This window comes from Paracoccus ferrooxidans, assembly GCF_029909815.1.
Taxonomy (GTDB): Bacteria; Pseudomonadota; Alphaproteobacteria; order Rhodobacterales; family Rhodobacteraceae; genus Paracoccus; species Paracoccus versutus.
In genome coordinates this window covers 2,348,526-2,373,539 of record NZ_CP038198.1, presented here as the reverse complement: position 1 = coordinate 2,373,539, position 25,014 = coordinate 2,348,526, and the positions used below count along the sequence as shown (strand labels likewise).

26 protein-coding genes, 1 tRNA gene and 1 pseudogene are annotated in these 25,014 nt (G+C 64.7%); 8 read left to right on the top strand and 20 right to left on the bottom strand.

What is annotated here, in order from left to right:
• The first annotated feature begins 29 nt into the window (after window positions 1–29).
• The gene (locus tag E3U26_RS11950; protein ID WP_036751772.1) at window positions 30–437 is read left to right on the top strand and encodes a metallopeptidase family protein; all 408 of its coding nucleotides are present in this window, start codon (window positions 30–32) and stop codon (window positions 435–437) included.
• Entirely contained in the window at window positions 437–1,402 is a 966-nt protein-coding gene (locus E3U26_RS11945; RefSeq protein ID WP_036751848.1) for a 1-phosphofructokinase family hexose kinase, read from the top strand. The genes E3U26_RS11950 and E3U26_RS11945 overlap by 1 nt, the downstream gene beginning before the upstream one ends.
• Here E3U26_RS11945 and E3U26_RS11940 read toward each other — a convergent pair.
• From E3U26_RS11940 to rpmH, 10 genes are all read right to left on the bottom strand, one after another.
• The gene (locus E3U26_RS11940) at window positions 1,399–1,917 is read right to left on the bottom strand and encodes a SixA phosphatase family protein (protein WP_036751774.1); all 519 of its coding nucleotides are present in this window, start codon (window positions 1,915–1,917) and stop codon (window positions 1,399–1,401) included. The two genes, E3U26_RS11945 and E3U26_RS11940, sit on opposite strands and share 4 nt — an antisense overlap.
• A 107-nt stretch (window positions 1,918–2,024) precedes the next feature.
• Window positions 2,025–2,924, bottom strand: coding sequence for an acetylglutamate kinase (argB, locus tag E3U26_RS11935; protein WP_036751776.1), 900 nt, complete (start codon window positions 2,922–2,924; stop codon window positions 2,025–2,027).
• 61 nt (window positions 2,925–2,985) lie between these two features.
• Window positions 2,986–3,636 (bottom strand): ribosome biogenesis GTP-binding protein YihA/YsxC, encoded by a 651-nt coding sequence (gene yihA, locus E3U26_RS11930; protein ID WP_036751778.1) that lies wholly within the window; start codon window positions 3,634–3,636, stop codon window positions 2,986–2,988.
• On the bottom strand, window positions 3,633–4,391 hold the full coding sequence (locus E3U26_RS11925) for an MOSC domain-containing protein (protein ID WP_116222897.1): 759 nt from the start codon (window positions 4,389–4,391) through the stop codon (window positions 3,633–3,635). Before E3U26_RS11925 ends, yihA begins: the two co-directional genes overlap by 4 nt.
• A complete protein-coding gene (gene yidC, locus E3U26_RS11920) occupies window positions 4,388–6,295 on the bottom strand; it encodes a membrane protein insertase YidC (protein WP_036751850.1) in 1,908 nt (635 codons plus the stop codon). The genes E3U26_RS11925 and yidC overlap by 4 nt, the downstream gene beginning before the upstream one ends.
• Window positions 6,296–6,700: 405 nt before the next feature.
• A complete protein-coding gene (locus tag E3U26_RS11915) occupies window positions 6,701–7,981 on the bottom strand; it encodes an EAL domain-containing protein (RefSeq protein ID WP_499104920.1) in 1,281 nt (426 codons plus the stop codon).
• A gap of 60 nt (window positions 7,982–8,041) precedes the next feature.
• Window positions 8,042–8,935 (bottom strand): tRNA 2-thiocytidine(32) synthetase TtcA, encoded by an 894-nt coding sequence (ttcA, locus tag E3U26_RS11910; protein ID WP_072461574.1) that lies wholly within the window; start codon window positions 8,933–8,935, stop codon window positions 8,042–8,044.
• 45 nt (window positions 8,936–8,980) lie between these two features.
• Complete coding sequence (yidD, locus tag E3U26_RS11905) at window positions 8,981–9,223, bottom strand: membrane protein insertion efficiency factor YidD (protein WP_036751782.1); 243 nt, start codon at window positions 9,221–9,223, stop codon at window positions 8,981–8,983.
• On the bottom strand, window positions 9,220–9,663 hold the full coding sequence (rnpA, locus tag E3U26_RS11900) for a ribonuclease P protein component (RefSeq protein ID WP_499104919.1): 444 nt from the start codon (window positions 9,661–9,663) through the stop codon (window positions 9,220–9,222). The genes yidD and rnpA overlap by 4 nt, the downstream gene beginning before the upstream one ends.
• Before the next feature lie 32 nt (window positions 9,664–9,695).
• Window positions 9,696–9,833: a 50S ribosomal protein L34 gene (rpmH, locus tag E3U26_RS11895; RefSeq protein ID WP_011747211.1), complete on the bottom strand. Its 138-nt coding sequence runs from the start codon at window positions 9,831–9,833 to the stop codon at window positions 9,696–9,698.
• A 238-nt stretch (window positions 9,834–10,071) separates the two neighbouring features.
• Between rpmH and E3U26_RS11890 the strand changes: the two genes are divergently transcribed.
• Both E3U26_RS11890 and E3U26_RS11885 read left to right on the top strand, forming a co-directional pair.
• Window positions 10,072–11,502: an ATP-binding protein gene (locus E3U26_RS11890; RefSeq protein ID WP_499104917.1), complete on the top strand. Its 1,431-nt coding sequence runs from the start codon at window positions 10,072–10,074 to the stop codon at window positions 11,500–11,502.
• A gap of 93 nt (window positions 11,503–11,595) precedes the next feature.
• Window positions 11,596–11,672 (top strand) — tRNA-Arg (locus E3U26_RS11885).
• A 15-nt stretch (window positions 11,673–11,687) separates the two neighbouring features.
• Here the strand turns inward: E3U26_RS11885 and E3U26_RS11880 are convergent.
• The 3 genes from E3U26_RS11880 to E3U26_RS11870 all read right to left on the bottom strand — a co-directional run bounded on the left by E3U26_RS11880 (window position 11,688) and on the right by E3U26_RS11870 (window position 13,249).
• A complete protein-coding gene (locus tag E3U26_RS11880; RefSeq protein ID WP_156933668.1) occupies window positions 11,688–12,827 on the bottom strand; it encodes a tyrosine-type recombinase/integrase in 1,140 nt (379 codons plus the stop codon).
• Window positions 12,820–12,978: a hypothetical protein gene (locus tag E3U26_RS11875; RefSeq protein ID WP_156933669.1), complete on the bottom strand. Its 159-nt coding sequence runs from the start codon at window positions 12,976–12,978 to the stop codon at window positions 12,820–12,822. The genes E3U26_RS11880 and E3U26_RS11875 overlap by 8 nt, the downstream gene beginning before the upstream one ends.
• A gap of 64 nt (window positions 12,979–13,042) precedes the next feature.
• A complete protein-coding gene (locus E3U26_RS11870) occupies window positions 13,043–13,249 on the bottom strand; it encodes a helix-turn-helix domain-containing protein (RefSeq protein WP_198021835.1) in 207 nt (68 codons plus the stop codon).
• Window positions 13,250–13,376: 127 nt separating this feature from the next.
• Here E3U26_RS11870 and E3U26_RS11865 point away from each other — a divergent pair, with 127 nt between their 5' ends.
• The 3 genes from E3U26_RS11865 to E3U26_RS11855 all read left to right on the top strand — a co-directional run bounded on the left by E3U26_RS11865 (window position 13,377) and on the right by E3U26_RS11855 (window position 18,343).
• A complete protein-coding gene (locus tag E3U26_RS11865; RefSeq protein WP_036698444.1) occupies window positions 13,377–13,808 on the top strand; it encodes a helix-turn-helix domain-containing protein in 432 nt (143 codons plus the stop codon).
• A 351-nt stretch (window positions 13,809–14,159) separates the two neighbouring features.
• Window positions 14,160–15,689 carry a site-specific DNA-methyltransferase gene (locus E3U26_RS11860; RefSeq protein ID WP_323032574.1) on the top strand — a complete coding sequence of 510 codons (1,530 nt, stop codon included), beginning with the start codon at window positions 14,160–14,162 and terminating at the stop codon, window positions 15,687–15,689.
• Window positions 15,686–18,343 (top strand): DEAD/DEAH box helicase, encoded by a 2,658-nt coding sequence (locus tag E3U26_RS11855; protein WP_499104914.1) that lies wholly within the window; start codon window positions 15,686–15,688, stop codon window positions 18,341–18,343. Before E3U26_RS11860 ends, E3U26_RS11855 begins: the two co-directional genes overlap by 4 nt.
• A 457-nt stretch (window positions 18,344–18,800) precedes the next feature.
• Here E3U26_RS11855 and E3U26_RS11850 read toward each other — a convergent pair.
• The 4 genes and pseudogenes from E3U26_RS11850 to E3U26_RS11835 all read right to left on the bottom strand — a co-directional run.
• Window positions 18,801–19,067 (bottom strand): annotated as a pseudogene (locus E3U26_RS11850) (ATP-binding protein); the annotation flags it as partial.
• Window positions 19,064–19,264, bottom strand: a complete 201-nt coding sequence (locus E3U26_RS11845; protein WP_243786114.1) for a transposase — start codon at window positions 19,262–19,264, stop codon at window positions 19,064–19,066. The gene E3U26_RS11845 and the pseudogene E3U26_RS11850, both read right to left, overlap by 4 nt.
• A gap of 270 nt (window positions 19,265–19,534) precedes the next feature.
• A complete protein-coding gene (locus tag E3U26_RS11840) occupies window positions 19,535–20,149 on the bottom strand; it encodes a zinc metalloprotease HtpX (RefSeq protein ID WP_394349630.1) in 615 nt (204 codons plus the stop codon).
• A 105-nt stretch (window positions 20,150–20,254) separates the two neighbouring features.
• Window positions 20,255–21,901, bottom strand: coding sequence for an IS1634-like element ISPfe2 family transposase (locus tag E3U26_RS11835; protein ID WP_416346029.1), 1,647 nt, complete (start codon window positions 21,899–21,901; stop codon window positions 20,255–20,257).
• A 170-nt stretch (window positions 21,902–22,071) separates the two neighbouring features.
• On the opposite strand from E3U26_RS11835, the gene E3U26_RS11830 reads away from it, so the two are divergent.
• Window positions 22,072–22,590, top strand: coding sequence for a helix-turn-helix domain-containing protein (locus E3U26_RS11830; RefSeq protein ID WP_149766890.1), 519 nt, complete (start codon window positions 22,072–22,074; stop codon window positions 22,588–22,590).
• Window positions 22,591–22,885: 295 nt separating this feature from the next.
• Here E3U26_RS11830 and E3U26_RS11825 read toward each other — a convergent pair whose 3' ends face one another.
• From E3U26_RS11825 to E3U26_RS11815, 3 genes are read right to left on the bottom strand one after another with little or no spacing between them, the layout of a single operon-like run.
• Window positions 22,886–24,091 (bottom strand): NnrS family protein, encoded by a 1,206-nt coding sequence (locus E3U26_RS11825; RefSeq protein WP_149766889.1) that lies wholly within the window; start codon window positions 24,089–24,091, stop codon window positions 22,886–22,888.
• Window positions 24,088–24,477 (bottom strand): 5-formyltetrahydrofolate cyclo-ligase, encoded by a 390-nt coding sequence (locus tag E3U26_RS11820; protein WP_149766888.1) that lies wholly within the window; start codon window positions 24,475–24,477, stop codon window positions 24,088–24,090. The genes E3U26_RS11825 and E3U26_RS11820 overlap by 4 nt, the downstream gene beginning before the upstream one ends.
• A 3-nt stretch (window positions 24,478–24,480) precedes the next feature.
• Complete coding sequence (locus E3U26_RS11815) at window positions 24,481–24,792, bottom strand: hemerythrin domain-containing protein (protein WP_499104912.1); 312 nt, start codon at window positions 24,790–24,792, stop codon at window positions 24,481–24,483.
• Window positions 24,793–25,014 lie beyond the last annotated feature (222 nt).

The following is a 25,014-nucleotide window of genomic DNA, read 5'->3' as shown; positions in this document are numbered from 1 at the left end:
ATATCGGGACCAAAGACAGAGGTAAGCCGATGCTGGACTGGAAGAATGCCGAGGCCCCCGACGCGGCCATGATCGAGGAACTGGCGCGCGAGGCCATCGCCGGCCTGCCGCCGGCATTCGCCGGTCCCGCCGCCCAGGTGGTGCTGCGCATCGAGGATTTCGCCAGCGAGGAATTCCTGGACGAGCTGGAGATCGACGACCCGCTGGAGTTGACCGGGCTTTACGACGGCGTGCCGATGACCGAGAAATCGCCCAGCGACCCGCAGCATTTTCCCGACACGGTCTGGCTGTTCCGCCGCGCCATCCTGGACGAATGGGCCAGTCGCGGGGACGTGACGCTGGGCCAGCTGGTCGCCCATGTCGTGGTGCATGAATTCGCCCATCACTTCGGCTGGTCCGACGACGACATCGCCGCGATCGACCGCTGGTGGGAATGATGGAGCAGGCGCCGATCCTGACCATCACGCTGAACCCGGCGCTGGACGTGACCACGGGCGTGCGGCAGGTGGTGCCCGACATCAAGCTGCGCTGCGAAGCGCCGCGCTTTGATCCGGGCGGCGGCGGCATCAACGTCAGCCGCGCGATCCGCGCCATGGGCGGCGACAGCACGGCGCTGGTCGCGCTTGGCGGCGCCACCGGGCAGCGCATCGCCGAGCTTCTGGCGGAAACCGGCGTCCCGCTGATGACCCTGCCCGCACCGGGCGAGACGCGGCAGTCCCTGACCGTGGACGACCGCACCATCCGCCAGCAATATCGCTTTGTCATGCCCGGCCCGGAATGGTCCGCGGCCGATGTCGAGGCCGCGCTGGAGGCCGCCGCCGACGCCGCCAAGCCCGGCGCGCTGGTGGTGCTGTCCGGCTCGAACCCGCCGGGCGTGCCGGCGGGCTTTGCCGCGCTTCTGGCCGAGCGGCTGCGCGGGACCGGCGCGCGGCTGGTCGTGGACACCTCGGGGCCGGCGCTGGCCGAGGTCGCCGCCGCCACCGACCGCCGGGTCGAGATCCTGCGCATGGACGACGAAGAGGCCGCGGGCCTGGCCGGCCATCCCCTGCCCTATCGCGCCGACACCGCGGGTTTCGCGGCCAGCCTCGTCGCCTCGGGGGCGGCGCATGGGGTGATCGTGGCGCGCGGCCGCGACGGCAATATCATCGCCACCGACCAGGGCATCTGGCATGCCGAGGCCGCGCGGGTGCAGGTGGTCAGCAAGGTCGGCGCCGGCGACAGCTTCCTTGCCGGCTTCACCCTGGGCCATGCTCGCGGCTGGCCGGTCGGCGAGGCGCTGGGGCTGGCGGCGGCCGCCGCCTCGGCCGCGGTGCAGACGCCGGCGACCGAGCTGTGCCGGGGCGAGGATGTCGAGCGGCTGTTCGCCGCCCGCGTGGTGACGCAGATGCGGGGGCCGCGCTAGCCGCGGCCGTCCATGCGCACGAAGTCCAGCACGCTGCCCTGCGCCGGGGCCAGTTCCGACCAGTCGTCGATCTGGAAATCGACGACCAGCGTCGCCGCCGTCGGATAGCGGCGGAAATCCGGGTCCAGCGGCGCGCGCGCCGGCAGCATGCCGGCAAATTCTGCGATGCCGGGATTGTGGCCGATCATCATCACCGTCGGCGCCGAGGCGCTGCGCAGGATCTCCAGCATCTTCTCGGGCGCGGCGTGGTAAAGGCCGGGCTCGTAGCGGATATGCGGCCGCACCTCCAGCGGGGCCATGGCGATGCCGGCCCAGGTCTCGCGCGTGCGCTCGGCGGTCGAGCACAGCACTTCCTCGGGCTCGTAGCCGCGGCTGGCCAGCCAGTCGCCCAGCTCGCGGGCCGAGCGGCGGCCGCGCGCATTCAGCGGCCGATCATGGTCGGGCTGCGCCGGATCGTCCCAGGACGATTTCGCATGGCGGGTCAGGATCAGACGGCAGTGCCCGAGTGGAGTCATCGAATTGCCTTTTCGGCCATGCGGTTAAGATTACGCGACGTCGCCGAGCCTGCCATAGCTTCCGCGGGGCGGGCAAGCCTTCTCTTTGGGGCGCAACGTCGCGCCGCTCACAGGCCGCTGTCGCCCTGGCGCAAGCCGCGCGGCTTGACCCGCGGCTCGGTCGAGCGGATCAGCGAGCCGGCGCCATGTTCGGTGAACAGCTCCAGCAGGCAGGCGTTGGGCACCCGCCCATCCAGAATCACCACGGCCCGCACCCCTTCCTCCAGCGCCTTCAGCGCCGTTTCGGTCTTGGGGATCATGCCGCCGGCGATGGTGCCCTCGGCGATCATCGCCCGCACCTGATCGGGATGCATGGCCGTCACCACCTCGCCCGAGGCGTCCTTGACCCCCGAGACATCGGTCAGCAGCAACAGCCGGTCGGCCTTGAGCGCGCCGGCGATCGCGCCCGCGGCGGTGTCGCCGTTGACGTTGAAGGTCTCGTTATCCTCCATCCCCGTCGCCACCGGGGCGATGACCGGGATCAGCCCGGCGTTGTAGAGGTCGCGGATGATCTGCACGTTCATCTCGACCGGGCGGCCGACGAAGCCCAACTCCGGGTCGTCCGGCTCGCAGACCATCAGGTCGTCGTCCTTGCCGGAGATCCCCACCGCGCGGCCGCCGGCATCGTTGATCGCCTGCACGATGCGCTTGTTGACCAGGCCCGACAGCACCATCTCGACCACCTCGACGGTTTCGCGGGTGGTGACGCGCTTGCCGCGCACGAAGCGGCTTTCGATGCCCAGCCGGCCCAGCAGGTCGTTGATCATCGGCCCGCCGCCGTGGCAGACGACCGGATGGATGCCCACCTGCCGCATCAGCACGATGTCGCGGGCGAACTCGGCCATCGCCTCGTCGTCGCCCATGGCATTGCCGCCGAACTTCACCACCACCACCGCGCCCGAATACCGCTGCATATAGGGCAGCGCTTCCGAAAGAGTGCGGGCGGTGGCGATCCAGTCACGGTTCATGTTCTGCTTTCTCATCAGGGGCCCCTGTTCGTCGCACCCGACCCTAGGACGCGGGCGCCGATCAGTCCAGAGCGGCTATGATGGCGCGCAAGGTGGCGATGCCCTGCCCCTTGTCCGAGCTTGTGATCACAAGCTCGGGATAGGCGGCGGGGTGCTTTTGCAGCGCCTCCTGCACCTGCGCGACCGTCGCCTCCATGGCCTGCGCACCGATCTTGTCGGCCTTGGTCAGCACCACCTGGAAAGGCACGGCCGAGCGGTCGAGCAGCTTCATGATCTCGTGGTCCACGTCCTTCACGCCGTGGCGCGAATCGATCAGCGCGAAGGCGCGGCGCAGGGTCGGCCGGCCGGCCAGGTAGTTCTTCAGCAGCGCCTGCCATTTCGCCACCACCGCGACCGGGGCCTTGGCAAAGCCATAGCCCGGCAGGTCCACCAGATAGGCCTGCTCGCCCAGGGTGAAATAGTTGATCTCTTGCGTGCGGCCCGGCGTGTTCGAGGCGCGGGCCAAGCCGTTGCGGCCGGTCAGCGCGTTGATCAGGCTGGACTTTCCGACATTCGAGCGGCCGGCAAAGCAGACTTCGGGCCGGTCGGCGGGCGGCAGCCCGTCCATGGCGACGACGCCCTTCAGGAAATCGACCGGGCCGGCGAACAGCTTGCGCGCTGCCTCGGCGGTTTCTGCATCGGGCTCGGGGGCGATGGGAAAGGCAACCTTCATGCGCGCACCTCGTCACCCAGGGCAATGTCGCCGCCGGTCACCACCTCGGCATAGATGCCGAAGTCGCGATGGCCGAACTGGGCCTCCAGCGCCTCGGGCATGTCGATGTCGATGCGGCCGGTCGTCGGGTCGGCACTGGTCGCCGGGCAGCGGCCGATGGTCTCGGTCACGCGCAGCTCGACCCCGCCCAGGGTCAGCACATGGCCGATCAGCTCGCGCTCGGCATAGGGCGCCCAGCCCTCGAGCCACAGGTTCCCGCGCCAGCGCTCGATGCCAAGGGGCTGGCCCAGCCGCCCTTCCAGATCGGCAAGGCTCGACAGCGACAGGATCGAGATCCAGGGCTGGCTCACGTCGGTCCAGCCGGTCGGGCCGCGCACCAGCCGCGTCGGCGCCGGCTTGTCCTGGGGCCAGAGCGGGCGCACCCATTCGACCAGCCGCGGCCCCTCGGCCTCGGGGTCGAAGTCCAGGTCGGGCAGGTCGGGATGGGTCAGGCGGATGCGGCCGCCTTCCGCCCCCTCGCCCCAGCCGCCGCAAACGGCCTGCAGCCCGGCCGAGGCCGCGCCGCGCAGGAAGCAGGATTTCGGCAGCCAACGCTGCGGCACCGCGCCGGCGTGACGCTCGCCCCCTTCGGTCAGCAGCGCCCAGAGCCGGTCGCCCGGCAGGCGCCGCGCCGCATCCAGCCGGGTGCGGGGCAGATCCTCGCCGCCGATCGCCTTGATCGGGTGCCGGCGTATCCGGGCGACGCGGGCGGTCATTTGCCGCCCTTGTCCCCGCCCTTGTCCCCAGCCTTGGCCCGCGACGGCAGGCTGGAGCGGATATTGCCGAAGAAGTCGGGCCGGTGGCCGTGCATCGACATGATGGTGTATTGCTGGATGATGGTGATGGTGTTGTTGGTGATCCAGTACAGCACCAGCCCCGAGGCAAAGCCGCCCAGCATGAACATGAACACCCAGGGCATCCAGGCGAAGATCATCTTCTGCGCCGGATCGGTCGGGGCCGGGTTCAGCTTCTGCTGCATCCACATCGAGATGCCCAGCAAAATCGCCAGCACCGGCAGGGTGAAGCTGTGCAGGAAGCTGCCCTGGCCCGGCGCCGCCCAGGGCAACAGGCCGAACAGGTTCCACAGGCTGGACGGGTCGGGCGCGGCAAGGTCGCGGATCCAGCCGATCCAGGGCGCGTGGCGCAGCTCGATGGTGACGAAGATCACCTTGTAGAGCGCAAAGAAGATCGGGATCTGCAGCAGCACCGGCAGGCAGCCCGCGGCGGGGTTCACCTTTTCGCGCTTGTAAAGCTCCATCACCTCTTTCTGGAACTTCATGCGGTCGTCGCCGGTGCGCTGCTTGACGGCCTCCATCTCGGGCTGGAGTTCCTTCATCTTGGCCATCGAGATGTAGGACTTGCGCGCCAGCGGAAAGACCAGCAGCTTCAGCACGAAGGTCAGCGCGATGATCGCCCAGCCCATGTTGCCGATCATGCCGTGCAGCCAGTGCAGCAGGCGGAAGATCGGCTTGGTCAGGAAATAGAACCAGCCCCAGTCGATCGAATCGACGAAACGGTCGATGCCGGGGGCTTCCTGGTAGCCGTTGATGACCTCCCAGACCTTGGCGCCGGCGAACAGATAGCTCGCGCTGGTGGCGGTCGCGCCGGGGGCGACGGTCTGCACCGGCATCCGCGCCTCGGTCTGGTAGATGTCGGCGCCGGGGGCGTATTTCACCACCGCGGTAAAGGACTGGCCGGGCGCAGGCGCCAGCGTGGTCATCCAGTACTTGTCGGTAAAGCCGATCCAGCCGTTTTCCTGCACCTCGATCAGCTGCGCCGGCCCCTCGCCCGGCAGCGGGTCGAGCTTGGCCATGTCCTTGTATTTTTCTTCCAGCAGCTTGCCGTCGGTCATCCCGACCGCGCCCTCGTGCAGGACGAAGAAGTTCTGGGTGTCGGGCTTGCCGTGGCGCGCGAGGATGCCATAGGGCGCCGCCGAGAAGGGGGCGGCCGCAGTATTTTCCAGCGTCTGGGTCACGGTGAACAGGAACTTGTCGTCCAATTCATAGGTGCGGCGGAAGATCTGGCCGGCGCCATTGTCCCAACGCAGCGTGACCGGCTGGCCGGGGGCCAGGGTCGAGCCGGATTCGACCTCCCACACCGTGGCCGGGCCGGGGACCAGGGCGGGATCGGTGCCGGCGGCCGGCATCCAGCCATAGACCGCGTAATAGGGTTTCTGCACCGCGACCTCGGCATTGCCGCCCGGCGCGACCGGGCTGCCTTCGGCCCGCACGGTGGTCTGCGCGGTGGGCGACAGCAGGCGGACAAAGGGCGAGCGGGGATCCAGCGTCTCGTGATATCCGGTCAGTTCCAGGTCGTCGACGCGGCCGCCCGCCAGCGAGATCGTGCCCGCGAGCGAAGGGGATTCGATCCTGACCCGCCCGGCATTGGCGGAAGGGTCGCTGCTCGTTGCCGCGGCTTCCAGTTCCGGCGCCGCGCCCTGCGGCACCGCGCCGGGCGTCGCGGGGGCTCCGGTCTCGGGCTGGGCTGCGCCTTGGGTGCTGGCCGGCACCGTATCCTGCGCGGGCGGCACCGGCTCGGGGGCGAAGAAGATCGACCAGACGAGCATGACGAGGGCGGAAAGCACCATCGCCAGGATGAGGTTGCGGTTGTTGTCTTGCATGCCGGACCAGCCCTTCGTCGTCACCCAGTCTGAGGGTTCGGGCCGCTTCAACAGAAGCGACCGGCAAAGGTCAAGGGAATTTGCCCGAAAACCGGGTCGGTTTCCATCCCGACGCGACGCCCCGCCTGTCCCGACCCCCTATTCGACTCGGCCCGTCCGGTCTGTCCGTCCGGCCCCTGGCTTGCCGGGCCGCCGCCAAGGCGCGTCCTGTCGCCCAGGCGCATGGCGTGCGTAAGGGCGAAGCTTGCCGGCGTGAAGCCGCCCTTCGGCTCCCGGCCAGCGAGGCGCATGCCCCGCGCGGGCGAAGCTTGCCAGTCCCGCACGAGGCGGGGCGGTCAGATGGCGTTCGGCGCATGCCGCCCGCGGGGCCAAGCCTGCCCCCGGCAGCGCGACCGCCCCCGGCCTTCATGCCTTGCGGCGCAGCTCGAAGGGCGCGGGCAGCGCATGGTCGCGGTCCAGCAGGAAATCGTCCACCGCCGAGGCGTCCAGCGGCAGCGCCACCGCCGGTCCCTGCACCGCGTTGAAGCCGATCTGGGCCAGGAAGGCGTTCTCTTCCTGCGTGGCCACCCCGTCGGCGACGGTCGCCAGGCCCAGGTGTTCCGCCAGGGCCAGGATGGCCAGGATCATGCGTTGCTGGTCGGCACGCAGGTCGCAGCCGGCGATGAACTCGCGCCCGATCCGCACCCGGCCGATGCCGAAGCGGCGCAGATCGTCCAAGCCGGCGCTGCCGGTGCCGAACCCGCCCAGGGCCAGCGAACAGCCCGCGGCGGTCAGGCGCTGCAGGCTGGCGGTCACCGGCATGCGGCCGCCGCCGCGGCCGATCGGCTCGCTCACCTCGATTTCCAGCCGCTGCGGGGCCAGGTCGTTGCGGTCCAGTTCCCACAGGATCGTGTCGGCGATGGCGACATCGCCCAGCATGCGGTCGGACAGCGGCAGGGACAGCAGCGGCACCGGCCTGCCCAGGCGATCCCAGCCGCGCAGGCCGGCGAAAGCCTGGCGCAGCAGCTCGGCCACGACCTGCCCCAGCACCGCGTCGTCGAGCCGAGGCGCCACCTCGGCCAGATCGCAGCCCTCGCCATCGTCCATCCTCATCCGCGGCAAGGCCCGCAGCGCCCGGACCTGCCCGGTGTCGCAGCAAAGCTGGGGCTGGAACAGCACCCCCACCCGGTCGAGCGCCGAGATCGCCAGCCCGCCCGGCTCGACCTGCGCCCCCGTCTCGACGAAGCGGATCTGGCCCGCGGCCGAAAACGGGCTCAGCCCCTGCAAGGCCATGCGGCCATGGGCGTAAAGCGCCGCGGCCTCCTGCCGGCCGGTCTCGTCGCTGACGATGGCGGCGTTCATCACCGGACAGATGCGCAGGTCCGGCAGCACGATCCCCTCCGCGCAGATGGCCTGCAGCCGCGCCAGCAGGCCCGGCACCGCCTGCTGGCGGCCGATGGCGAATAGCCCCAGGATCTCGCCACAGCCCTGGCTGCGGCCCTGCGGCAAAAGCCGCAGCTCCGCCACCAGCCGCAGCAAGAGCCTGTCCAGCATCTGCTCCAGCAGGGCGGGGCCGATGCTGGCGCGCAGCATCTCGACATTCTCGACCCGCAGCACCAGCGCGAGCCGGGTTCTGCCCTGCGCCGCACCCCGCCCCCTGACCAGCCTTGCCAGCCCCGAGGCAGCCCCAGCGATTCCGTAAGCCATTGCCTGATCCGAATCTTGTTGCACGGATCGCAACCTAGGCCGACGAAGCTTTTCGTTCCGTTAATGTTCGCGCAGGATCGGCACGTCTTTTTCGCTAAAATCCGACATATCTGGTATCAGCGACGTGAAATCGAACAGCTTGGGGTCCGGCAGATGCGAGGGGCGCACGTTCATCAGCGCGCGGAACATGACCTGGCGTCGGCCAGGCGCCCGCGTTTCCCATTCGTCCAGCAGCTTCTTGACCTGCATGCGCTGCAAGCCCTCCTGGCTGCCGCAAAGGTCGCAGGGAATCACCGGATAGTTCATCGCTCGGGCGAAGCGGTCGCAATCGGCCTCGGCCACGAAGGCCAGCGGGCGCAACACGTTCAGGTCGCCTTCCTCGTTCAGCAGCTTCGGCGGCATCGAGGCCAGCCTGCCGCCATGGAACAGGTTCATGAAGAAGGTTTCCAGGATGTCGTCGCGGTGATGGCCCAGCACCACGGCCTGGCAGCCCTCTTCGCGGGCGATGCGATAGAGATTGCCGCGCCGCAACCGCGAACACAGGCTGCAATAGGTCCGGCCCTCGGGCACCTTTTCCTTCACGATGGAATAGGTGTCCTGGTATTCGATGCGATGCGGCACGCCGCGCTCGGTCAGGAACTGCGGCAGCACCGTCGCCGGAAAGCCCGGCTGGCCCTGGTCGAGGTTGCAGGCCAGCAGTTCGACCGGCAGCAGGCCGCGCCATTTCAGCTCGTGCAGCACGGCCAGCAGCGTATAGCTGTCCTTGCCGCCCGACAGGCAGACCAGCCAGCGGTCGCCGGGGCGGATCATGTCATAGGTCTCGATCGCGGCGCGGGTCTCGCGCACCAGGCGCTTGCGCAGCTTGCGGAACTCGGTCGAGCCGGGCGCGCCGCGAAACAGCGGATGGATCTCCTCCGCCTCATGGTCCTGGGTTTCGCCGGTCTCGTCCCGCATCTGTCGATCCTTGTCGCGCCCTTGCGCCCTGATGAAAGCGCCGCCTCAGTCCTGCGGCGTCGTCTCGCTGCCCGGCACCGGGTCGAAGCCATGCCCGCCCCAGGGATGGCAGCGGCAGACCCGCCGGGCCGCCAGCCAGCCGCCCTTGGCCGCGCCATGCCGTTCGAGCGCCTCGAGCGCATAGGCCGAGCAGGTCGGCTGGAAGCGGCAGCCATGCCCGACCCATGGGCTGGCCACCAGCCGATAGGCCCGCACCGGCAGCGCCAGTAGATGCGCCAGCGGGGTCACGTGCCATCCCCCCGCGCGCAATGCACCCGAGAAAGCGCCGCCGCCAGATCGGCGCGCAGCTCGGCAAAGCCGCGCTCGACCGTGGCGCCGGGGCGACCGACCAGCACGTAGTCCCAGCCCGGCCGCGCCGCGCCCGGCATGACCTCGCGCGCCAGCGCCCGCAGCCGGCGCTTGGCGCGGTTGCGCATCACGGCATTGCCCAGCTTTTTCGAACAGGTGAAGCCGACCCGGATCGCCTGCCCCGCCTCGCCCTCGGGGCGGCGGCGGGCCTGGAGCAGAAAGCCGGCCGTGCCCTGCCGCCGGGCAGAGGCGGCGCGCAGGAAATCCGCCCGCTTGCGCAGGGTTTCCAGCCGCGGCCCCGAAACAGCAGAAGCCGCCCTGTCCGGCATCGCATCTGCGCGGGTCCGGTCAGCGGCGGCGGCTTTGGGGGTGCTGTCCATCACGGCAAGCCCACGCCCTGCGGCGCGCGGGCTTACGCGCTGAGGGTCTTGCGGCCCTTGGCGCGGCGGGCGTTGATCACGCGGCGGCCGCCCTTGGTCGCCATGCGCGCGCGAAAGCCGTGGCGGCGGGCGCGAACCAGGTTCGACGGCTGGTAGGTGCGTTTCGACATCTTTCAACTCCGGGTCGGGGCGGGTCAGGGTATGGGCCATCGGCCCACGCAGGACGCGCCGGTCATTCGAGGCCCGCTGGATAGTCGCCCCCGCAGCCCAAGTCAACCACATTGAAAGGATTTCGCGGCTGCGGCAGGTTCGGGGGAACCGGGACCATGTCACGCAGGTTTGAACTGCACAATGTCAGCCACTATGTGATGCAACGGCGCCGCGACGAGGGGAATAGCAGAACCGACCATGTCCCTGAATAGCTTATCGGGCCGATTCGCGGTGATCACCGGCATTTTCGTGCTTCTGGCCGAATTGCTGATCCTGTTGCCCTCGATCGCGAACTATCGGCTGGATTTCCTGGAATCGCGGCTGGAGCGCGCGCAGATCGCCAGCCTTGCGCTGCTGGCGACCGACGAATCGCTGGCCGCGGACCTCGAATCGGAACTGCTGGAGAACGCCGGCGTCTTCAACGTCGTGCTGCGGCGCAACGACGTGCGCCAGCTGGTGCTGTCCTCGCCGATTCCGGGGCCGATCGCGGCGACCTACGACCTGCGCGAACAGCCGTTCTGGACCTCGATCCGCGACGGGCTGGCGCAGCTGGCCGATCCGCAGAACCGGGTGATCCGGGTCATCGGCGCGCCGGTGAACCAGGCCGGGCAGCTGATCGAGATCACCACCGACACCCAGCGGCTGCGCAACGAGATGATCGACTACGGGCTGCGGCTCCTGCTGATCTCGGCCGCCTTCTCGGTCCTGACCGCGCTGCTTCTGAACCTGGCGGCGCAGCGGCTGCTGCTGGTGCCGATCCGGCGCGTCATCAGCCACATGACCGCCTATGCCAGCGCCCCCGAGGACGCGCGCTCGATCATCACCCCCGACGCGCGCCTGACCGAGTTGAACGAGGCCGAGACCGCGCTTGCCGCCATGCAGCGCACCGTCACCTCGGCGCTGAAGCAGAAGGACCGGCTGGCGCAGCTGGGCCAGGCGGTGGCGCGCATCAGCCACGACCTGCGCAACATCCTGACCACGGCGCAGATATTCGCCGATCGGTTGGAAACCAGCGCCGACCCGGCCGTGCGCCGCGCCGCGCCCAAGCTGGTGAACTCGATCAGCCGGGCGGTGAACCTGTGCGAGACGACGCTGGCCTTCGGCAAGGCCGAGGAGCCGGCGCCCTCGCTGTCGCGCTTCAACCTTTCGGCGCTGGTGGGCGAAGTGACCGAGGGCGAGGCGCTGGCCTCGGACCATCCCGAGGGCGCCGAGCCGATCGAATTCCTGACCGACGTGCCATCGAGCCTGACGATTCGCGCCGACCGCGACCAGCTGTTCCGGGTACTGTCGAACCTGGTGCGCAATGCGCGCCAGGCGATCGAGGCCACGCGCCGGCCCGGCACCATCGAGATCGGCGCCGGCGAGGACGAGCAGGAATGGTGGATCCGCATCGGCGACACCGGCCCCGGCCTGCCGAAGAAGGCGCGCGATTTCCTGTTCCAGCCGTTCTCGGGCGGGTCGCGCAAGGGCGGCACCGGGCTTGGCCTTGCCATCGCCGCCGACCTGGTGCGCAACCACGGCGGCCGGCTGGAGCTTTTGCGCAGCGACGAAGAGGGCACGCAGTTCATCCTGCACCTGCCGCGCGAGCTGGCGGGCCTGGCCTCGCAGGCCGAGGCGACGGTGGGCTAGGCCGCACCCGCGCGTTTTCCAAAAAAGTTTTCGACACGGGTCGTTTTGGCCTTGCGCCCCCCCGACGCTCACTCTAAATCACCGGCTCACAGCGGACCCGTAGCTCAGCTGGATAGAGCACCAGACTACGAATCTGGGGGTCGGGCGTTCGAATCGCTCCGGGTCCGCCATATAACATCCAGACATCATTGTGTTTCTTCATCGCTCTGCTCCTTCTTCTGGGGGCCGGTTTGCAACTGGTTTGCAAAGGCGGTGGCCGGGCTGCTCTCGAATGCCTGAATCGCGGCCCTCGAAAGCGCGGGCGTCATCGCCAAGTATTTCTCAAGAATGCGAGTCGCCGATTGCAGCGTGTGCCCGGTGATCGACGCGATCTGGGGCACCTCGCAGCCGGCCTCGGCCAGCAAGGTGACCGCTGTGCCTCGCAGGTCATTGAAACGCAGGAACTGAGACTTTTCCTGCTGCGTCAACGCTGCATAGTTCTGGGGACGCAGCCCGCAGACGATCATGTGGGCGGACCATGCCTTGCTCAAGGCCTTATCGTTGGCATCAGTAAACCACGGGCGCCCATCCGCGCGGGTCAGGATGTTCCTGCCTAGCCGTGGCATTCCATCCAGCGTCCGCCGCAAGTTCTGCGAGACATGGATCGGGACCAAGGCCTTGGTTTTCCGCTGGCGCAATAGGATGGTCGTGCCAGAATACTGCGACCATTCCAGCCGGATGAGGTCACCGTAGCGTTGCCCGGTATGCAACGCTAGAATCAATGCGACCTGCAACTCCACAGGAGCATCGGCCATAAAGGTGGTGATGTCGTCAGCTGTCCAGATCTTCTCTGATCTGTCGCCGGAATAAAGGCGCTCGAAATCGTGTAATGGATTGCTTCTGATCTTTCCCTTACGCTTAGCCCGGCTGAAGACGGTGGACAAAACAGAAAGTCGATTGTCCGCCTCGCGTGGTCGCGTGCGGGCTATTTCTTCCTGATAGTCCAAGAACACGCCGGATACTCGCGGGCTCGCGAGCGCCCGAAGGGGTAGCGTTCCGAATTTCTCTCCCAGCGCCAGCAACATCCTTTTATACTCTCTCTTCGTGCTCGCGGCCTTACGCTCGAACGCATAACTTTGGAGGTACTCGCGAATGATGGCGTTCACATTTTCCACGTCATGGGGTCGTAATCTTTCAGCCTCCGCAAACGCAGCAAGGAATTTCGGGTCACCAGGCAAGCCTGGAAGGCGCATGCCACTGGCCCGGTGATAATAGTAGATCGCAATAGAACCATCAGCGAGGCGCTTGCGCACCGTATTGATGCCTTTGATCTTGGCCTTAACCACGCTGAGACCTTATCCATGCATCCAATGCTGCATCCGCGTCACGTTGTTTTTCCAGGGTGGTCTCAAGCCTGAAAGTGCCGTTTGCCAGAACTTCACAGGCGGTGACTGGCAAGCCCATTTCCTGCACGATCCTGATCATCTTCTTGGCCATGGGCGTGCTCAACTTGACTGAAGCGGCTCTTGATATCCGGGCATCCGTGGGATGCGTCGAGTGGCTAGTCATCGCCGTGATCCAGCTGTGCCGCAGGCTCGACGGTCTGGGCAGCAAGGTATTCCTCGACAGCCCCAGCAGGCACGAAGTAGAGCCCGCCTATCTTCATGTGACGCAAGGCTTTTTGGCGGATCAGCTTCCTGACACGCGCAATCGGCCAGCCCAGCCGCTCGGCCAGTTCCTTTGGCTTTTCCAGGCGATTCCTGCTCATCACCATCTCACTGTGACTCCTGTTCGCGAAATGCTACGGTTCCGCTCGAAGAAAGTTCGAATCAAGCAGAGCGTTCACATATGTTTACATCAGTTCAAAATTCGCGTCAACTTGCGTTGCGTGTAGGATGACGCGCGAGTCGGGCATCGGCGCGCGGCTTGAGCAAATCAGGCAATCCAGCGGTACATCGCAGGCAGACTTTGCGGCATCGCTTGGGATCAGCCGAACGACGTTGCACAACTATGCCCGCGAGGAGCGCGACTTGCCTGCCGCCGTTTTGGCAAAGCTGCTGGAGCTTTATCGCGCGGACCCGTTATGGGTTCTGGATGGTGAAGCGGGTATCCAGAACCGTGAGGGAGAGATCATGCAAGAATTGGGGTTGATCTTCGAGGCCGTCGAGCGCCGCGTCGTTGAGCGAGACCTGCGGCTCAGCGCCAAGAAACGCTGGATGATCGTCTGCCGGCTCTATTCAGAACGCATCTCGGCCCTACGCCAGACAGGTGAAAAGCCAAGCCTTGAGGCGCTCGGGCTCGACAATCTTCTGGATATGGCGGCATGACAATTCATTCATTTTCCGCACACCGGCTGCCCCCGCGCGCGCAGATCGAAGCGCAGGAGATCGACGCCTTGCTGGACCGCGTTCAGCCTGACGAATGGCTTCCTACAGCCCTTCGCGGCCCGATCCTCCTTGGTCTTCTGGCAACGGCTGGCGCGCTGCTCATATACTGTGCGCTTGTGGTCGTCCCTTTTTCCCACGGGCAGGTGCAAGCGAGCCGAGCGCTTTGGATCATCCTGATTTGGGGCACACTCTGCCTGTACTCCCTCTGGGAAATGCACCGCCTTCGCAGAGCGCGGGCACGGATCGACTGATGCATGGCGCCGCCGCGCCCAATGAGAAAGAGACGAGCAGATGCCGACACTGCGATGGTTAACCCGGGATGATGATGTGCGCGCCGCCGACAGGGTGCCCTATCGCCTGCTGGAAGAGGTGCCGGAGCTGGGATATGGCGACCGTGATACAGGCAACATGCTCATTCAGGGTGACAATCTGGAGGCGCTGAAAGCGCTGCTGCCCTATTACGCGGGACAAGTGAAGTGCATCTATATTGACCCGCCCTATAACACCGGATCAGCCTTCGAGCATTACGACGACAATCTGGAACATTCGCAATGGCTGGCGATGATGTGGCCCCGGCTGGAATTGCTGCGCGAGTTGCTGGCCGAGGATGGCTCGATCTGGGTCAGCATTGATGACCGGGAAGGACATTATCTCAAGGTCATCATGGATGAGGTGTTTGGGCGAGAAAATTTCGTCGCCAATGTTGTTTGGCAGAAAAAATACGCTCCGCAGAATGACGCACGATGGCTTTCTGATAGTCACGATCACATACACGTCTTTGCAAAGAGCAAACTTCGCTGGTCGCCTGGTCGCTTGCCTCGTTCGGTCGCCACGATGTCTGGCTACAAAAACCCGGATAATGATCCGCGCGGACCGTGGATGTCTGACAATTTATCCGTCAGGACATATTCTGAGGCTACAGACTATTCAATTACGACACCCACCGGGAAAGTAATGAATCCACCCAAGGGACGATGCTGGAGCGTTAGCAAGGAACGCTATGCTGAGTTATTGGCCGATAATCGCATCTGGTTCGGCGTGAACGGAACCGCAGGCCCTCGTCGCAAGCGATTCCTGAGTGAGGTGAACTCGGGCATCGTCCCTGTTACTGTTTGGTTAAGGGACGCCGTTGGAGACAACCAAGAGGCAAAGCGGGAAGTTCGAACCGCGGTGGAGGAAAATGTCTTCTCGACTCCTAAACCCGAACGATTGATTGAGCGAGTTATCCAGATAGGAAGCAACCCCGGCGATCTCGTTCTGGACAGCTTCCTCGGCTCCGGCACCACGGCCGCCGTGGCGCAGAAGATGGGGCGAAAATATATCGGCATCGAGATGGGCGACCATGCCGTCAGCCATTGCGTCCCCCGGATGAAGAAGGTGGTCGAGGGCGAACAGGGCGGCATCTCCAAGGCGCAGAACTGGCAGGGCGGCGGGGGTTTCCGCTTTTACCGCCTCGGCCCACCGGTCTTTGCCGAGGATGGCCAAATCCAGCCGGAAATCCGTTTCCCGGTGCTGGCCGCACATATCTGGTTCGCCGAAACCGGCAGCCCGTGGTGCGCGCCGCAGGAACCCTCGCCCTTCCTTGGGCAGCATAGCGGGCGCGGGTTGGCGCTGCTTTACAACGGCATCCTTGGCGACAAGTCGATCTCGGGCGGCAACGTCCTGACCCGCAAGACGCTGGCGACCATCCGGGCAACCTCGGGCGGGTTCGAAGGCCCGATGACCGTGTACGGCGAACGCACTGCCCTGTCGGAAGCTACTCTGAAGGCCGAGGGCATCACCTTCCGCCAGACTCCCTATGACGTGAAGGCGCGCAAATGAAGCTGAAGGATTATCAGAAGGCGTCCCTCGCCACCCTGCGCAGGTTCCTTGAGGAGGCGCGGATCACCGGGCCGAAGGCGGCCTACGAGGCGATCACTGCCGAACCGGCGCTTGCCGCCCGGTTGCGCGGCTATGCGGCGGGCTACAGGCCGATCAAGGCGCTGCCGGACGTGCCCTATGTCTGCCTGCGCCTGCCCACCGGCGGCGGAAAAACAATTCTGGCAGCGCATGCGATCCCCGTTGCCAAGGATGCCTGGGTCGAGAAGGATTTTCCGCTGGTCCTGTGGCTGGTGCCGACGAACACGATCCGGGTCCAGACCGCCGAGGCGCTGAAAAACCCCCGCCACCCCTATCGGCAGGTGCTGGACGAGGCGTTCGAGGGCCGGGTGCGGGTCTTCGACATCGGCGATTTCACGCAGATTACGCCGCATGACCTGCGCGCGAACCTCTGTGTCGTGGTGGGCACGATCCAGACCCTGCGGGTAACGAATACCGACGGCCGCAAAGTTTATGCCCATCACGAGATGCTTGAGCCGCACTTCACCAGCGTCTCACCCAATGCGCCAGGGCTGGAGCGCAATGACGATGGCCCGATGAAGGGCGATATCCGCTTTAGCTTTGCCAATCTGATGCACCTGCACCGCCCGCTGGTCATCATGGACGAGGCGCACAAGGCCGGATCGGACCTGTCGAAAGAGGTTTATGAGCGGATCAACCCCACCGCGCTGATCGAGTTTACCGCCACGCCCAAGGGGTTCAACAACATCCTCTATTCGGTTTCCGCGCAGGAGCTGAAGGACGAGGAAATGATCAAGATGCCGGTCGTGCTGGACGAGGCAGAGACCTGGCAGGGGGCGGTCAACTCGGCCATCCTGAAGCGCGCCGATTTGCAGGAATATGCCGACAGGGACCGCGACGGATACATCCGCCCCATCGTGCTGTTCCAGGCGCAGAGGAAGAACGAGGAGGTCACGGTCGAGGTACTAAAGCAACATCTGATCGAACATGAGGGGATCGACGCGCGCAAGATCGCCGTGGCGACGGGCGCGCAGCGGGAACTGGACGGGATCAACCTTTTCGATCCGTCCTGCCCCATCGAATATGTCATCACCATCGAGGCGCTGAAAGAAGGCTGGGATTGCTCTTTCGCCTATGTCTTCTGTTCGGTGGCGAATATCCGCAGCTCGACTGATGCCGAGCAGTTGCTGGGCCGGGTGCTGCGGATGCCCTATGCCACGCGGCGCAAGGAGCCGAAGTTGAACAAGTCCTATGCGCGACTGGTGTCGAAACGCTTTGCCGAGGCAGCGAATACCCTGCGCGACAAGCTGGTCGAAATGGGGTTTGAGGAAAGCGAGGCCGAAGCGAATATCGAGGCGGAACAGCCGGGGCTGGATGACGGGCTGTTCGGCCATCAATCCCGCCCGCGCCCCGTGCTGGAGGTCAAGATCGAGGCGACGCCGGAAGAAGCCAAGGGAATCGAGCGCGTCGCCCCCGGCAAGATCACCATCACCCCGGACGAATCCGGTAAGGCCACCCTACGTCTGACCGGCTTCCTGAAGCCGCGCGAGAAGGAAGCGCTGTTCGCCAGTGCCCCTGAGCGGTTCCACGGTGTTTTCCGCGAACGCATCGCCGAGTTCGAAGCCAAACACAACCATGAGGTCGCCCCGGCCCATCGCGGAGAGACCTTCGTCATCCCCCGGCTGATGGCGCATGTGCAGGGTGATCTGGTCTTTGGCGACACCGACATCTTCATGGAATACCATGACTGGTCCCTGGCCGATCACCCGGCCCGGCTTGAGAAGGACGAGTTCGACATCATCGAGACGACGAACACCTTCGAGATTGACCTTGACGGCAACCGGCTGCTGATTTCGGCCGGTGACACATCCGAACAGTTGACGCTGGACGTGGAAGTGGACGGCTGGACGCCGAGCAGTCTGGTGCAATGGCTGGACCGGAAAGTGCGTGATCCGTGGATTTCACAGGCCGAACTGCTGGCCTGGCTGGGCGATGTCATCACCTATCTGACCCGCGACCGAGGCCTGCCGCTGGCGCAGCTCATGCGGTGCAAGTTCATCTTGGCGCGGAAGCTGGCGGCCAAGATCCAGGGCTTCCGGCAGACGGAGCGGGACAAGGTCTATCAACTGAACCTGTTCGGCCCCGCGGCGCGGGTGGAGGTATCGTTCAACGACGGCTTCCGCTTCTTCGACGACATGTATGCGGATGTCCCGAAGTATCGCGGCACGAAGTTCAAGTTCACCAAGCACTTCATGGGACCGGACGAGGTGCCTGCCTTCGACGGCAAGGACGGCGGCGAGGAAGAGCAATGCGCCCTCGTCATCGACAGCCTGCCGGGACTGAGATACTGGACCCGCAACGTGATGCGGCACCGCAATTCCTTCTCGCTTCCCACCTCGACCGACAAGTTCTATGCCGATTTCGTTGCCGTGATGGAGGACGGGCGCCTGCTGGTGGTCGAATACAAGGGCAAGGACCGCTCACCCGAGGAAAGCCGCGATAGCCGTGAGAAGGAAGCAATCGGCCAGGCCTGGGCGAAGGCATCGGACGGCAAGGCGGTGTTCGTCATGGCGACGATGGAACGTGGCGATCCGGGTGAGATCAGGGCAGCAATCTTGGCAGCCTTAAGGCGGTAAGCAGCGCTGCGCCGTGTCGAGGCTTGCCAGGCGCGCCTTGCCGCAACGGATACCTTGGAGCCGACTGCGCCAATGCCCAGATTCGAGAGCTTAGCAGCGGACCTTTCCGCAGCCTAGTCAGCGCAGAGCGTTACGACCCGAAGTCGCCGGCAATTAATCCCAGCGCTGATCTCGGACACGTACATGGTCGATTCCGATCTGCACGCTCATTACAGGTTTGCCCGCTGCCTTGCCGCAAAGCCCTCTAGGCGAGATATGGCACCCGGTCAGATTTCTGGCCGGGTGTCTTTCTGCGTCCATTTGTAGGAGGTGTCAACGGCGGTGCAATATCCGGCCACGCGGCGGAGTAAAATCCGGCCACGCGGCGGTGACCGGCGCCATGGCGCGCGCGCTTACCAGATAGCTGGCGCGTGCCATGGCGCATTGGCCCCTTGGGCCAAAACAGCACCATCTGATTTCAGGACTTTTGTTGCTGCTTTCGGGCAGTGCTGTTGGCGAGACGATAACTCTCGCCGTTCATCTCGAGGATGCTGACGTGATGGGTCAGCCTGTCGAGCAGTGCGCCGGTGAGGCGCTCGGAGCCGAAGGTCTCGGTCCATTCATCGAAGGGCAGATTGCTGGTAATCAAGGTCGCGCCGCGCTCGTAACGTTGCGAGATCAGCTCGAACAACAATTCGGCGCCGGTCTTGGACAGCGGCACAAAGCCCAGTTCGTCGATGATCACCGCGCCTCCTCTGCTGGGCGCGCAACCGAGGTGGGGTCCGGCGCATAACGGGGATCGCGCAGCCACTTGAAGATCAGGTTCGCGTTCACCGCGTAGCGCCGCGCCACCTGAGCCACGGAAACGCCCGGCGCCGCCGTCTGGAAACAGATCGAACGCTTCTCCTCATCCGTCCAAAGTCGCTTCGTCCGACGCGCCACGCCATCACCATAGTGTCCACTATCAATGGTGGACACTATCCGCCTCTTTCACCACGCGGCAGGGCGGTCAGGCCGGACGCTTACCAGCCACGCACCATATCAAGCGTTTCGCGCGTGGCGGGCACAATGGCGGGCGCGCTCCAAAATGCATATTTATCAATTAAATCAACGGAATATGGCGGAGGGGATGGGTCTGAAAGACAACCTTTTCCACTGATTTACTTTACAAAGCAATGACTTACGTGCGTTTCCGTCAGCCGTCCGGCTGCCTTACCAATAAAATCCGAAGGACCTGAACCGCGGTTGAGCCTGTGGCGACGTCAGTGCGGGCATCGCGTGCCCGGCCATCGGCGGGACGGAAAGCGTTCGGCTGGGGGCCAGCGCGCGGAGCCTCGCGATCCGGCTTTCTACCGGCGGATGCGTCCGCAGCAGCGAGGGTTCGGGGATGCGTCTGCCGGGCAGGAAGATGTCCTCCCAGAACCGGCCGACGCGGCGCTCGAGCTTGCCGAGCGCGCCGATCAACCCCTCGGGGTCGCCGGTCAGGTCCGCCGCCACCCGGTCTGCATCGTATTCGCGGGTGCGCGACAGCCCGAGCTGGATCAGCGCCATCAGCGTGGGCGCGAAGATCAGGAGCACCACGACCGACCAGGGCACATGGACCATGCCCGCCATCACGAGCGGCAGGTTCACCAGCACAAGCAACTGTCCCATCCAGCTTGCCAGCGACACCAGCCGCGACATCACGTCTGCGAGTCCCATAATCCAGAGGTCGCGATGGGCGATGTGGCCGATCTCGTGCGCGAGGACGCCGGCAAGTTCGCGACCGTCCAGGATCTCGAGCAGCCCGTCGGTGACGCAGATCGTGCTGTCCTCGGGGCTGCCCATGGCAAAGGCGTTCGGCAGCCGGCTCGCCGAAGTTCGACAGCAAAACCGCTAAGCGATTGATTTCTCTGAGGCGGATTTCGCCTTTGTGTGACTACGGGACGGCTCTTAGGCAGGTTTTGGCAGGTTCAGGGTGTTGAACAGCTCCAATTGTTCCGGGGTTGTCGTTGAGAGGCCATCAATTGAGCGTTCGCCGATTTTCGTGCTGTGGCGCTGTATGCGCGCGAGCATGTCGAGCGCGGTTCTGGGGCTTGCGCTGTGCCCCCTGGCTTTCAGGCGCATGCGCATGACGCGGTAGAGAACGAGGGCCAGGAAGCAGATCAGCGCGTGCGCGCGGATGCGCTCGGGCAGCCGATGGTGGACTGGCGCGATCTCGATGTCAGATTTGAGCACGCGGAAGCCCCGCTCGATGTCGGCAAGGCCCTTGTAGCGGGCGACGGCCTCGGCAGGGGGCAGGTCCGGGGCGTTGGTGATCAGCGCGAGCTTGCCGTCGAAGAGTTCCGCCTCAGCAATGGCGTCTTCATCGACGTGCCAGCTGAAGCGATCTGCGTCGAGATCGGCCTTGAGGAAGCGCGTGAGTTCTGCCTCTGCGACGGCTCGGGTGAAGCGGCTGTAGGCCCCGCGGTCGGAAGCACGGCGCCCCTTTGCGGTCTTTCCCGCATCCTGGGCATCAAGCTTGCCGACCATCTTCTCGGCCATGGCCTCCAGCTCGGCGATGCGTGCCCGGCGGCGGCCGGCCTGCTCGGCGGCGCGGAAGGGATCATGGGCAACGATCAGGCGGTGACCAGCAAAACGATCCTCGGTCAGCCCGTTCTCGTCAAAGGCCATGTCTCGGAAGGTCTCGACCAGGTCGCTGTAGCGGCGCGCGGGGACGGCGAGGATGAACTCCAACGTTCGCCCGCCCTGTTCGGCCAGAGATGTCAGGGCGCCAATATTGTCGAGGCTAAGCAGCCCGCGGTCGGCCACCAGGATCACGCGCTCGATCGGGAAGCGCTGCAGGACGGTGGTCAGCATGGCTTGCAGCGTCTTGGTCTCGGCCACGTTGCCCGGATGCACGGTATGCATGAGCGGCAGCCCCTCGGCGGTCTGCACGACGCCAAGCACGAACTGGCGGGCGATCCCACCGGTCTCCTTGTTCATGCCAAAGGCGCGGATGTCGTCCTCGACCTCTCCTTCACCGTGGATGCGCACGGTGGTCAGGTCGTAGAAGACAACCGTCAGATCGCGATCGACCAAGGGCCGGATCTGACGGGCCAGCTCAGCCTCTACGCGATCAACATTGTCCATCAGGGCGTCCATGGCGCGCAGGAGATGGTGATGCTCGACCTTGGCCGGCATCTCGGGCATGGCCACGGTGTCGAGCCAGCGCAGGCACCCCAGCTTGCTGGAAGGGTCGCACAGGCGGTTGAAGACCATCGCCCGCACCAACGCCTCGACATCCAGCTTGCGCTTGCCGGATCGAAGAGCGCGGCCGAGGGCGCGGTCAAAGCCGAGATCCCTCCATAGTTCGTGCAGCGCGAAAACGTCTCCAAATGCTTTGGCAGGTGCGTGAGAGATCTCTGGTGCTTCTGGTTCGTCGCGCCCGGCCACGCGGCAAAGGCCGCGGATCAACGGGTCGAGATGGCCATCCTGCATCCCGTCGATGCGGCCAAGGTTGGCAACAACCCGATGGCGCGGTTGCCCCGCCTCGTTCCGATAGGACTCGACGAGCTGCAGGTAGCGCCGTTCACCGCTTTTGCTGATCCGAACAAACATACCTACAGAATATTGCAGTTGAACCATCCAGGCAAACCAAAACAGCTGTCGACGTGTGACTACAGAACTTTGACCCTTAGATATCACTAACCCATTGAGATGACTCGATCAGACGGACCGACACCCCTCAAACATAGACCAATTTTGTCGAACTTCGGGGCTCTGTCGATCTGTTTTCAACATGGAACGGTCGCGACACCAGCCTCGCGACCGTGCGGCCGATTTCGACCTTCATTCTGGCGGCAACGATCAAAAACGCCCCCTATCTGATGTCTGCAAGAACGCTGGAAAAAAGCCGGATCGTCCTGATCCCCAGCCAGGACGTACGCGCCGTCTTCGATGTAGACGGCAATTTCGCCCGGGCGATAGTGACGGAACTTGCGCAGTGTTATCGCTCGGTCATCAAGGCACAGAAGGATCTCAAGCTTCGGACCTCGCTCGAACGGCTGGCAAACCATCTTCTGCGTCATCAGAAGCGTGCTGGCGGAGGAGGTTCCTTCGAGCTGGATTTCGAAAAGCGCCGTCTCGCCTCGGTCCTGGGCATGACCGCCGAGAATCTCAGCCGGGCCTTCGAGGGCCTTCAGCCATACGGTGTCACTGTCGAGGGACCGCGCATTTACATTGACGATCAGGCCGATCTGGAGAGGTTCGCAAAACCGACCCCCCTCATCGATGATCACTCGATTTGATTGTAAGGATAGCGGGCTGGCCTAAGCCCGCGGCCGATATGCGGCGATCAGCTGCAGATACAGGGCCAGACCTGCCGCAAGACGCGAAAGCGGAACGGAAGGAATGCGGCGGTTTGACATTAGCGCGCCGAGGGTCCCAGTCTTTGCCCATCTCGCGCCGCTTGCGGAAACCGTATCGACCAAGGAATTGCTGCAAGTGAGTGCGAATGGTCGGCCGGACTGGCGCAGAATGGCTGACAAAAAAAGCCGCGAAGGCCGCAGTGAATTCCAGCCAGTTTACGAGTCGTACCACCTTTCAAATGTGCTTTGCAGCCGGCATGCGCAACAACAGGCGGCCATAGATCACGGCAAATCCCACAAAGGCCAGGATCCACGCCATAGCCGCAACCATGTGCAGGGCAGACACCTGAGCCGGTAAAAAACCGGCGGCAAATCGGGCCAGCACCGCCACCACCAGCGCCGTATAGATGCCGACCGTGCCCGGCCCGACGGTCAGGGTCTGTCCGGTATGGCCAAGCGTGGCCCGGGTCATCATGGCCAGCGTTATCAGGCTCGCAGCACCGCCCGTCCACAGATGCTGCGCTGCAGCCATGCCGAACAGGCCGGGCACAAGGATTTCTGCACCCATAGCCAAGGCCCCCAACGGCAGGAAAGCATATCCCAGATGCAGGACCGCGACCAAAGGCTCTGCCAAGGTATGGTGCCCCGCCCAACGGGCCAGCCGGATCGTGTGCAGCGTCCCTGCCAGGGCCAGCAGCATGCCGGTTAACAAGTGATCGGGCAGGACAGCCCAGACCATGAGCGCCGCAAGCAGGGCCAGAAGCGCTATCTTGTCGAACCTTTGCATCGGTGGCACAGGCAGCCTGCCGGGCCCCCGCTTGACCAACCAGTTGCGCGTGAAGGACGGCACGACTCGCCCGCCGATCACGGCAATCATCATGATCACGGCCCCAAGCCCGACCCTGAGGCAATAACCCTGAGCGGCATAGTGGCCACGCACGGCCTCGATATGAAAAAGACCGTTGCCGAAGATCAGCACATCCAGCAGCGCCAGCACGATCAGGTTGCGCCAACTCTTGCCCACCACAATCTCGCACCCTATCACGGCCGCAAGAGCCAGCGGCATCGCCAGATCTGCCAGCGCTACGGCCAGCGGCGGCAGATGAGCAGACAGGGCCACCGCCACCCGCCCAATCAGCCACAGCCCGAACAAAGCACCCAGTGGCCAGCCGACAGTCGGCAACCAGCCGGTCCAGTTCGGCACCGCTGTCAGCAGGAACCCGGCGATAACGGCCGCCAGATAACCGAACAGAAATTCATGCGCGTGCCACGACACCGGATCAAAGGCCGTGGGCAGTGTAAGATCTCTCGATAGCATCGGTACCCACAGCGCCATGGCCAAGGCTGCCCAGACACTTGCGCCAAAGAAGAACGGGCGAAATCCGAAGGTCAGGATCGCAGGCCCGCGCCAGGCACGCATCTGTTCGGCAGATGTAGTCATCGTCCCTCGCCTGGAAACTGGACGCCGGTCTCCGTCAGGACGACATTCAGCGGGATATAGTGGGGTTCGGGAAAGATGTTGGCAAGCTGCGCCGCTTGCAGACCAATCCCGATGGGAAAAGGTCGTGGGGCGAGCTTCACCAAGGTGCGGTCGAAATAACCCCCGCTATAGCCCAGCCTGAACCCTACCCTATCCCATCCCACAACCGGGGACACTGAAACATCAGGTGTCAGCCTTCCGGTATCGGCCGGTGGAACCGGAATATCCCAGTCACCCCGCACCATCCGCAATTCGGGCGGCCAGCGACGAAAGACCAGCGGGCTATCCCTTACTTCGACCACCAGCAATGCGAAGATAAGGCCTGCGTCATACAGGTCTGCCATCATGCCTCACAGATCGGGTTTCCCCCTTGATTGGCCAATAGGCCGGCAGGACCATGCCCGACGCCCCTCAAACCTGACCGCCAGAAGCTGCCGCAGATGCCCGGCGTGATTCGCCCGCATCACCGTGATCGGCTGTTTGATTCCGAGTATCCCACCGCGGCGGATTGTTGGAAAGAGTATCAGATCCTCTTTCTTGATACGCACTTCCATCTCGCCAATCATCCTTTGCAGCAGGACCGACAGGCCCTCGGGTACACTGACTTCGCAGAAGTGCACGTCTTCGACCCGCTCGGCCATGCTCGCTAACTGGTCAGCCATGAACCAGCTCAAATGTGACGGAACCGGTTTCGTCGTTCCGACCGTCCTTCTGACCGAGGTCTTCGACATGACCGAAGACGCCGTGTGGCCTGCTGCCGGTTTCGTGGACAGCAGATCAAGTTAGATGCCGTATTTGGCCGACATCGAGACCCCGAACGCCGGTCCGAACCATCCTCGGATGAAGCAGGGAAAATATCGGGACTCAGCTCATGGCCAAAACCC

What these genes read in the sequence shown, in the direction of transcription:
- E3U26_RS11950 (WP_036751772.1), top strand. Translation starts at nt 30, where the DNA reads ATGCTGGACTGGAAGAATGCCGAGGCCCCCGACGCGGCCATGATCGAG.
- E3U26_RS11945 (WP_036751848.1), top strand. Translation starts at nt 437, where the DNA reads ATGGAGCAGGCGCCGATCCTGACCATCACGCTGAACCCGGCGCTGGAC.
- E3U26_RS11940 (WP_036751774.1), bottom strand. Translation starts at nt 1,917, where the DNA reads ATGACTCCACTCGGGCACTGCCGTCTGATCCTGACCCGCCATGCGAAA.
- argB (WP_036751776.1), bottom strand. Translation starts at nt 2,924, where the DNA reads ATGAACCGTGACTGGATCGCCACCGCCCGCACTCTTTCGGAAGCGCTG.
- yihA (WP_036751778.1), bottom strand. Translation starts at nt 3,636, where the DNA reads ATGAAGGTTGCCTTTCCCATCGCCCCCGAGCCCGATGCAGAAACCGCC.
- E3U26_RS11925 (WP_116222897.1), bottom strand. Translation starts at nt 4,391, where the DNA reads ATGACCGCCCGCGTCGCCCGGATACGCCGGCACCCGATCAAGGCGATC.
- yidC (WP_036751850.1), bottom strand. Translation starts at nt 6,295, where the DNA reads ATGCAAGACAACAACCGCAACCTCATCCTGGCGATGGTGCTTTCCGCC.
- E3U26_RS11915 (WP_499104920.1), bottom strand. Translation starts at nt 7,981, where the DNA reads ATGGCTTACGGAATCGCTGGGGCTGCCTCGGGGCTGGCAAGGCTGGTC.
- ttcA (WP_072461574.1), bottom strand. Translation starts at nt 8,935, where the DNA reads ATGCGGGACGAGACCGGCGAAACCCAGGACCATGAGGCGGAGGAGATC.
- rnpA (WP_499104919.1), bottom strand. Translation starts at nt 9,663, where the DNA reads ATGGACAGCACCCCCAAAGCCGCCGCCGCTGACCGGACCCGCGCAGAT.
- rpmH (WP_011747211.1), bottom strand. Translation starts at nt 9,833, where the DNA reads ATGTCGAAACGCACCTACCAGCCGTCGAACCTGGTTCGCGCCCGCCGC.
- E3U26_RS11890 (WP_499104917.1), top strand. Translation starts at nt 10,072, where the DNA reads ATGTCCCTGAATAGCTTATCGGGCCGATTCGCGGTGATCACCGGCATT.
- E3U26_RS11875 (WP_156933669.1), bottom strand. Translation starts at nt 12,978, where the DNA reads ATGGCCAAGAAGATGATCAGGATCGTGCAGGAAATGGGCTTGCCAGTC.
- E3U26_RS11870 (WP_198021835.1), bottom strand. Translation starts at nt 13,249, where the DNA reads ATGAGCAGGAATCGCCTGGAAAAGCCAAAGGAACTGGCCGAGCGGCTG.
- E3U26_RS11865 (WP_036698444.1), top strand. Translation starts at nt 13,377, where the DNA reads ATGACGCGCGAGTCGGGCATCGGCGCGCGGCTTGAGCAAATCAGGCAA.
- E3U26_RS11860 (WP_323032574.1), top strand. Translation starts at nt 14,160, where the DNA reads ATGCCGACACTGCGATGGTTAACCCGGGATGATGATGTGCGCGCCGCC.
- E3U26_RS11855 (WP_499104914.1), top strand. Translation starts at nt 15,686, where the DNA reads ATGAAGCTGAAGGATTATCAGAAGGCGTCCCTCGCCACCCTGCGCAGG.
- E3U26_RS11840 (WP_394349630.1), bottom strand. Translation starts at nt 20,149, where the DNA reads ATGGGCAGCCCCGAGGACAGCACGATCTGCGTCACCGACGGGCTGCTC.
- E3U26_RS11835 (WP_416346029.1), bottom strand. Translation starts at nt 21,901, where the DNA reads ATGTTTGTTCGGATCAGCAAAAGCGGTGAACGGCGCTACCTGCAGCTC.
- E3U26_RS11825 (WP_149766889.1), bottom strand. Translation starts at nt 24,091, where the DNA reads ATGACTACATCTGCCGAACAGATGCGTGCCTGGCGCGGGCCTGCGATC.
- E3U26_RS11820 (WP_149766888.1), bottom strand. Translation starts at nt 24,477, where the DNA reads ATGATGGCAGACCTGTATGACGCAGGCCTTATCTTCGCATTGCTGGTG.
- E3U26_RS11815 (WP_499104912.1), bottom strand. Translation starts at nt 24,792, where the DNA reads ATGGCTGACCAGTTAGCGAGCATGGCCGAGCGGGTCGAAGACGTGCAC.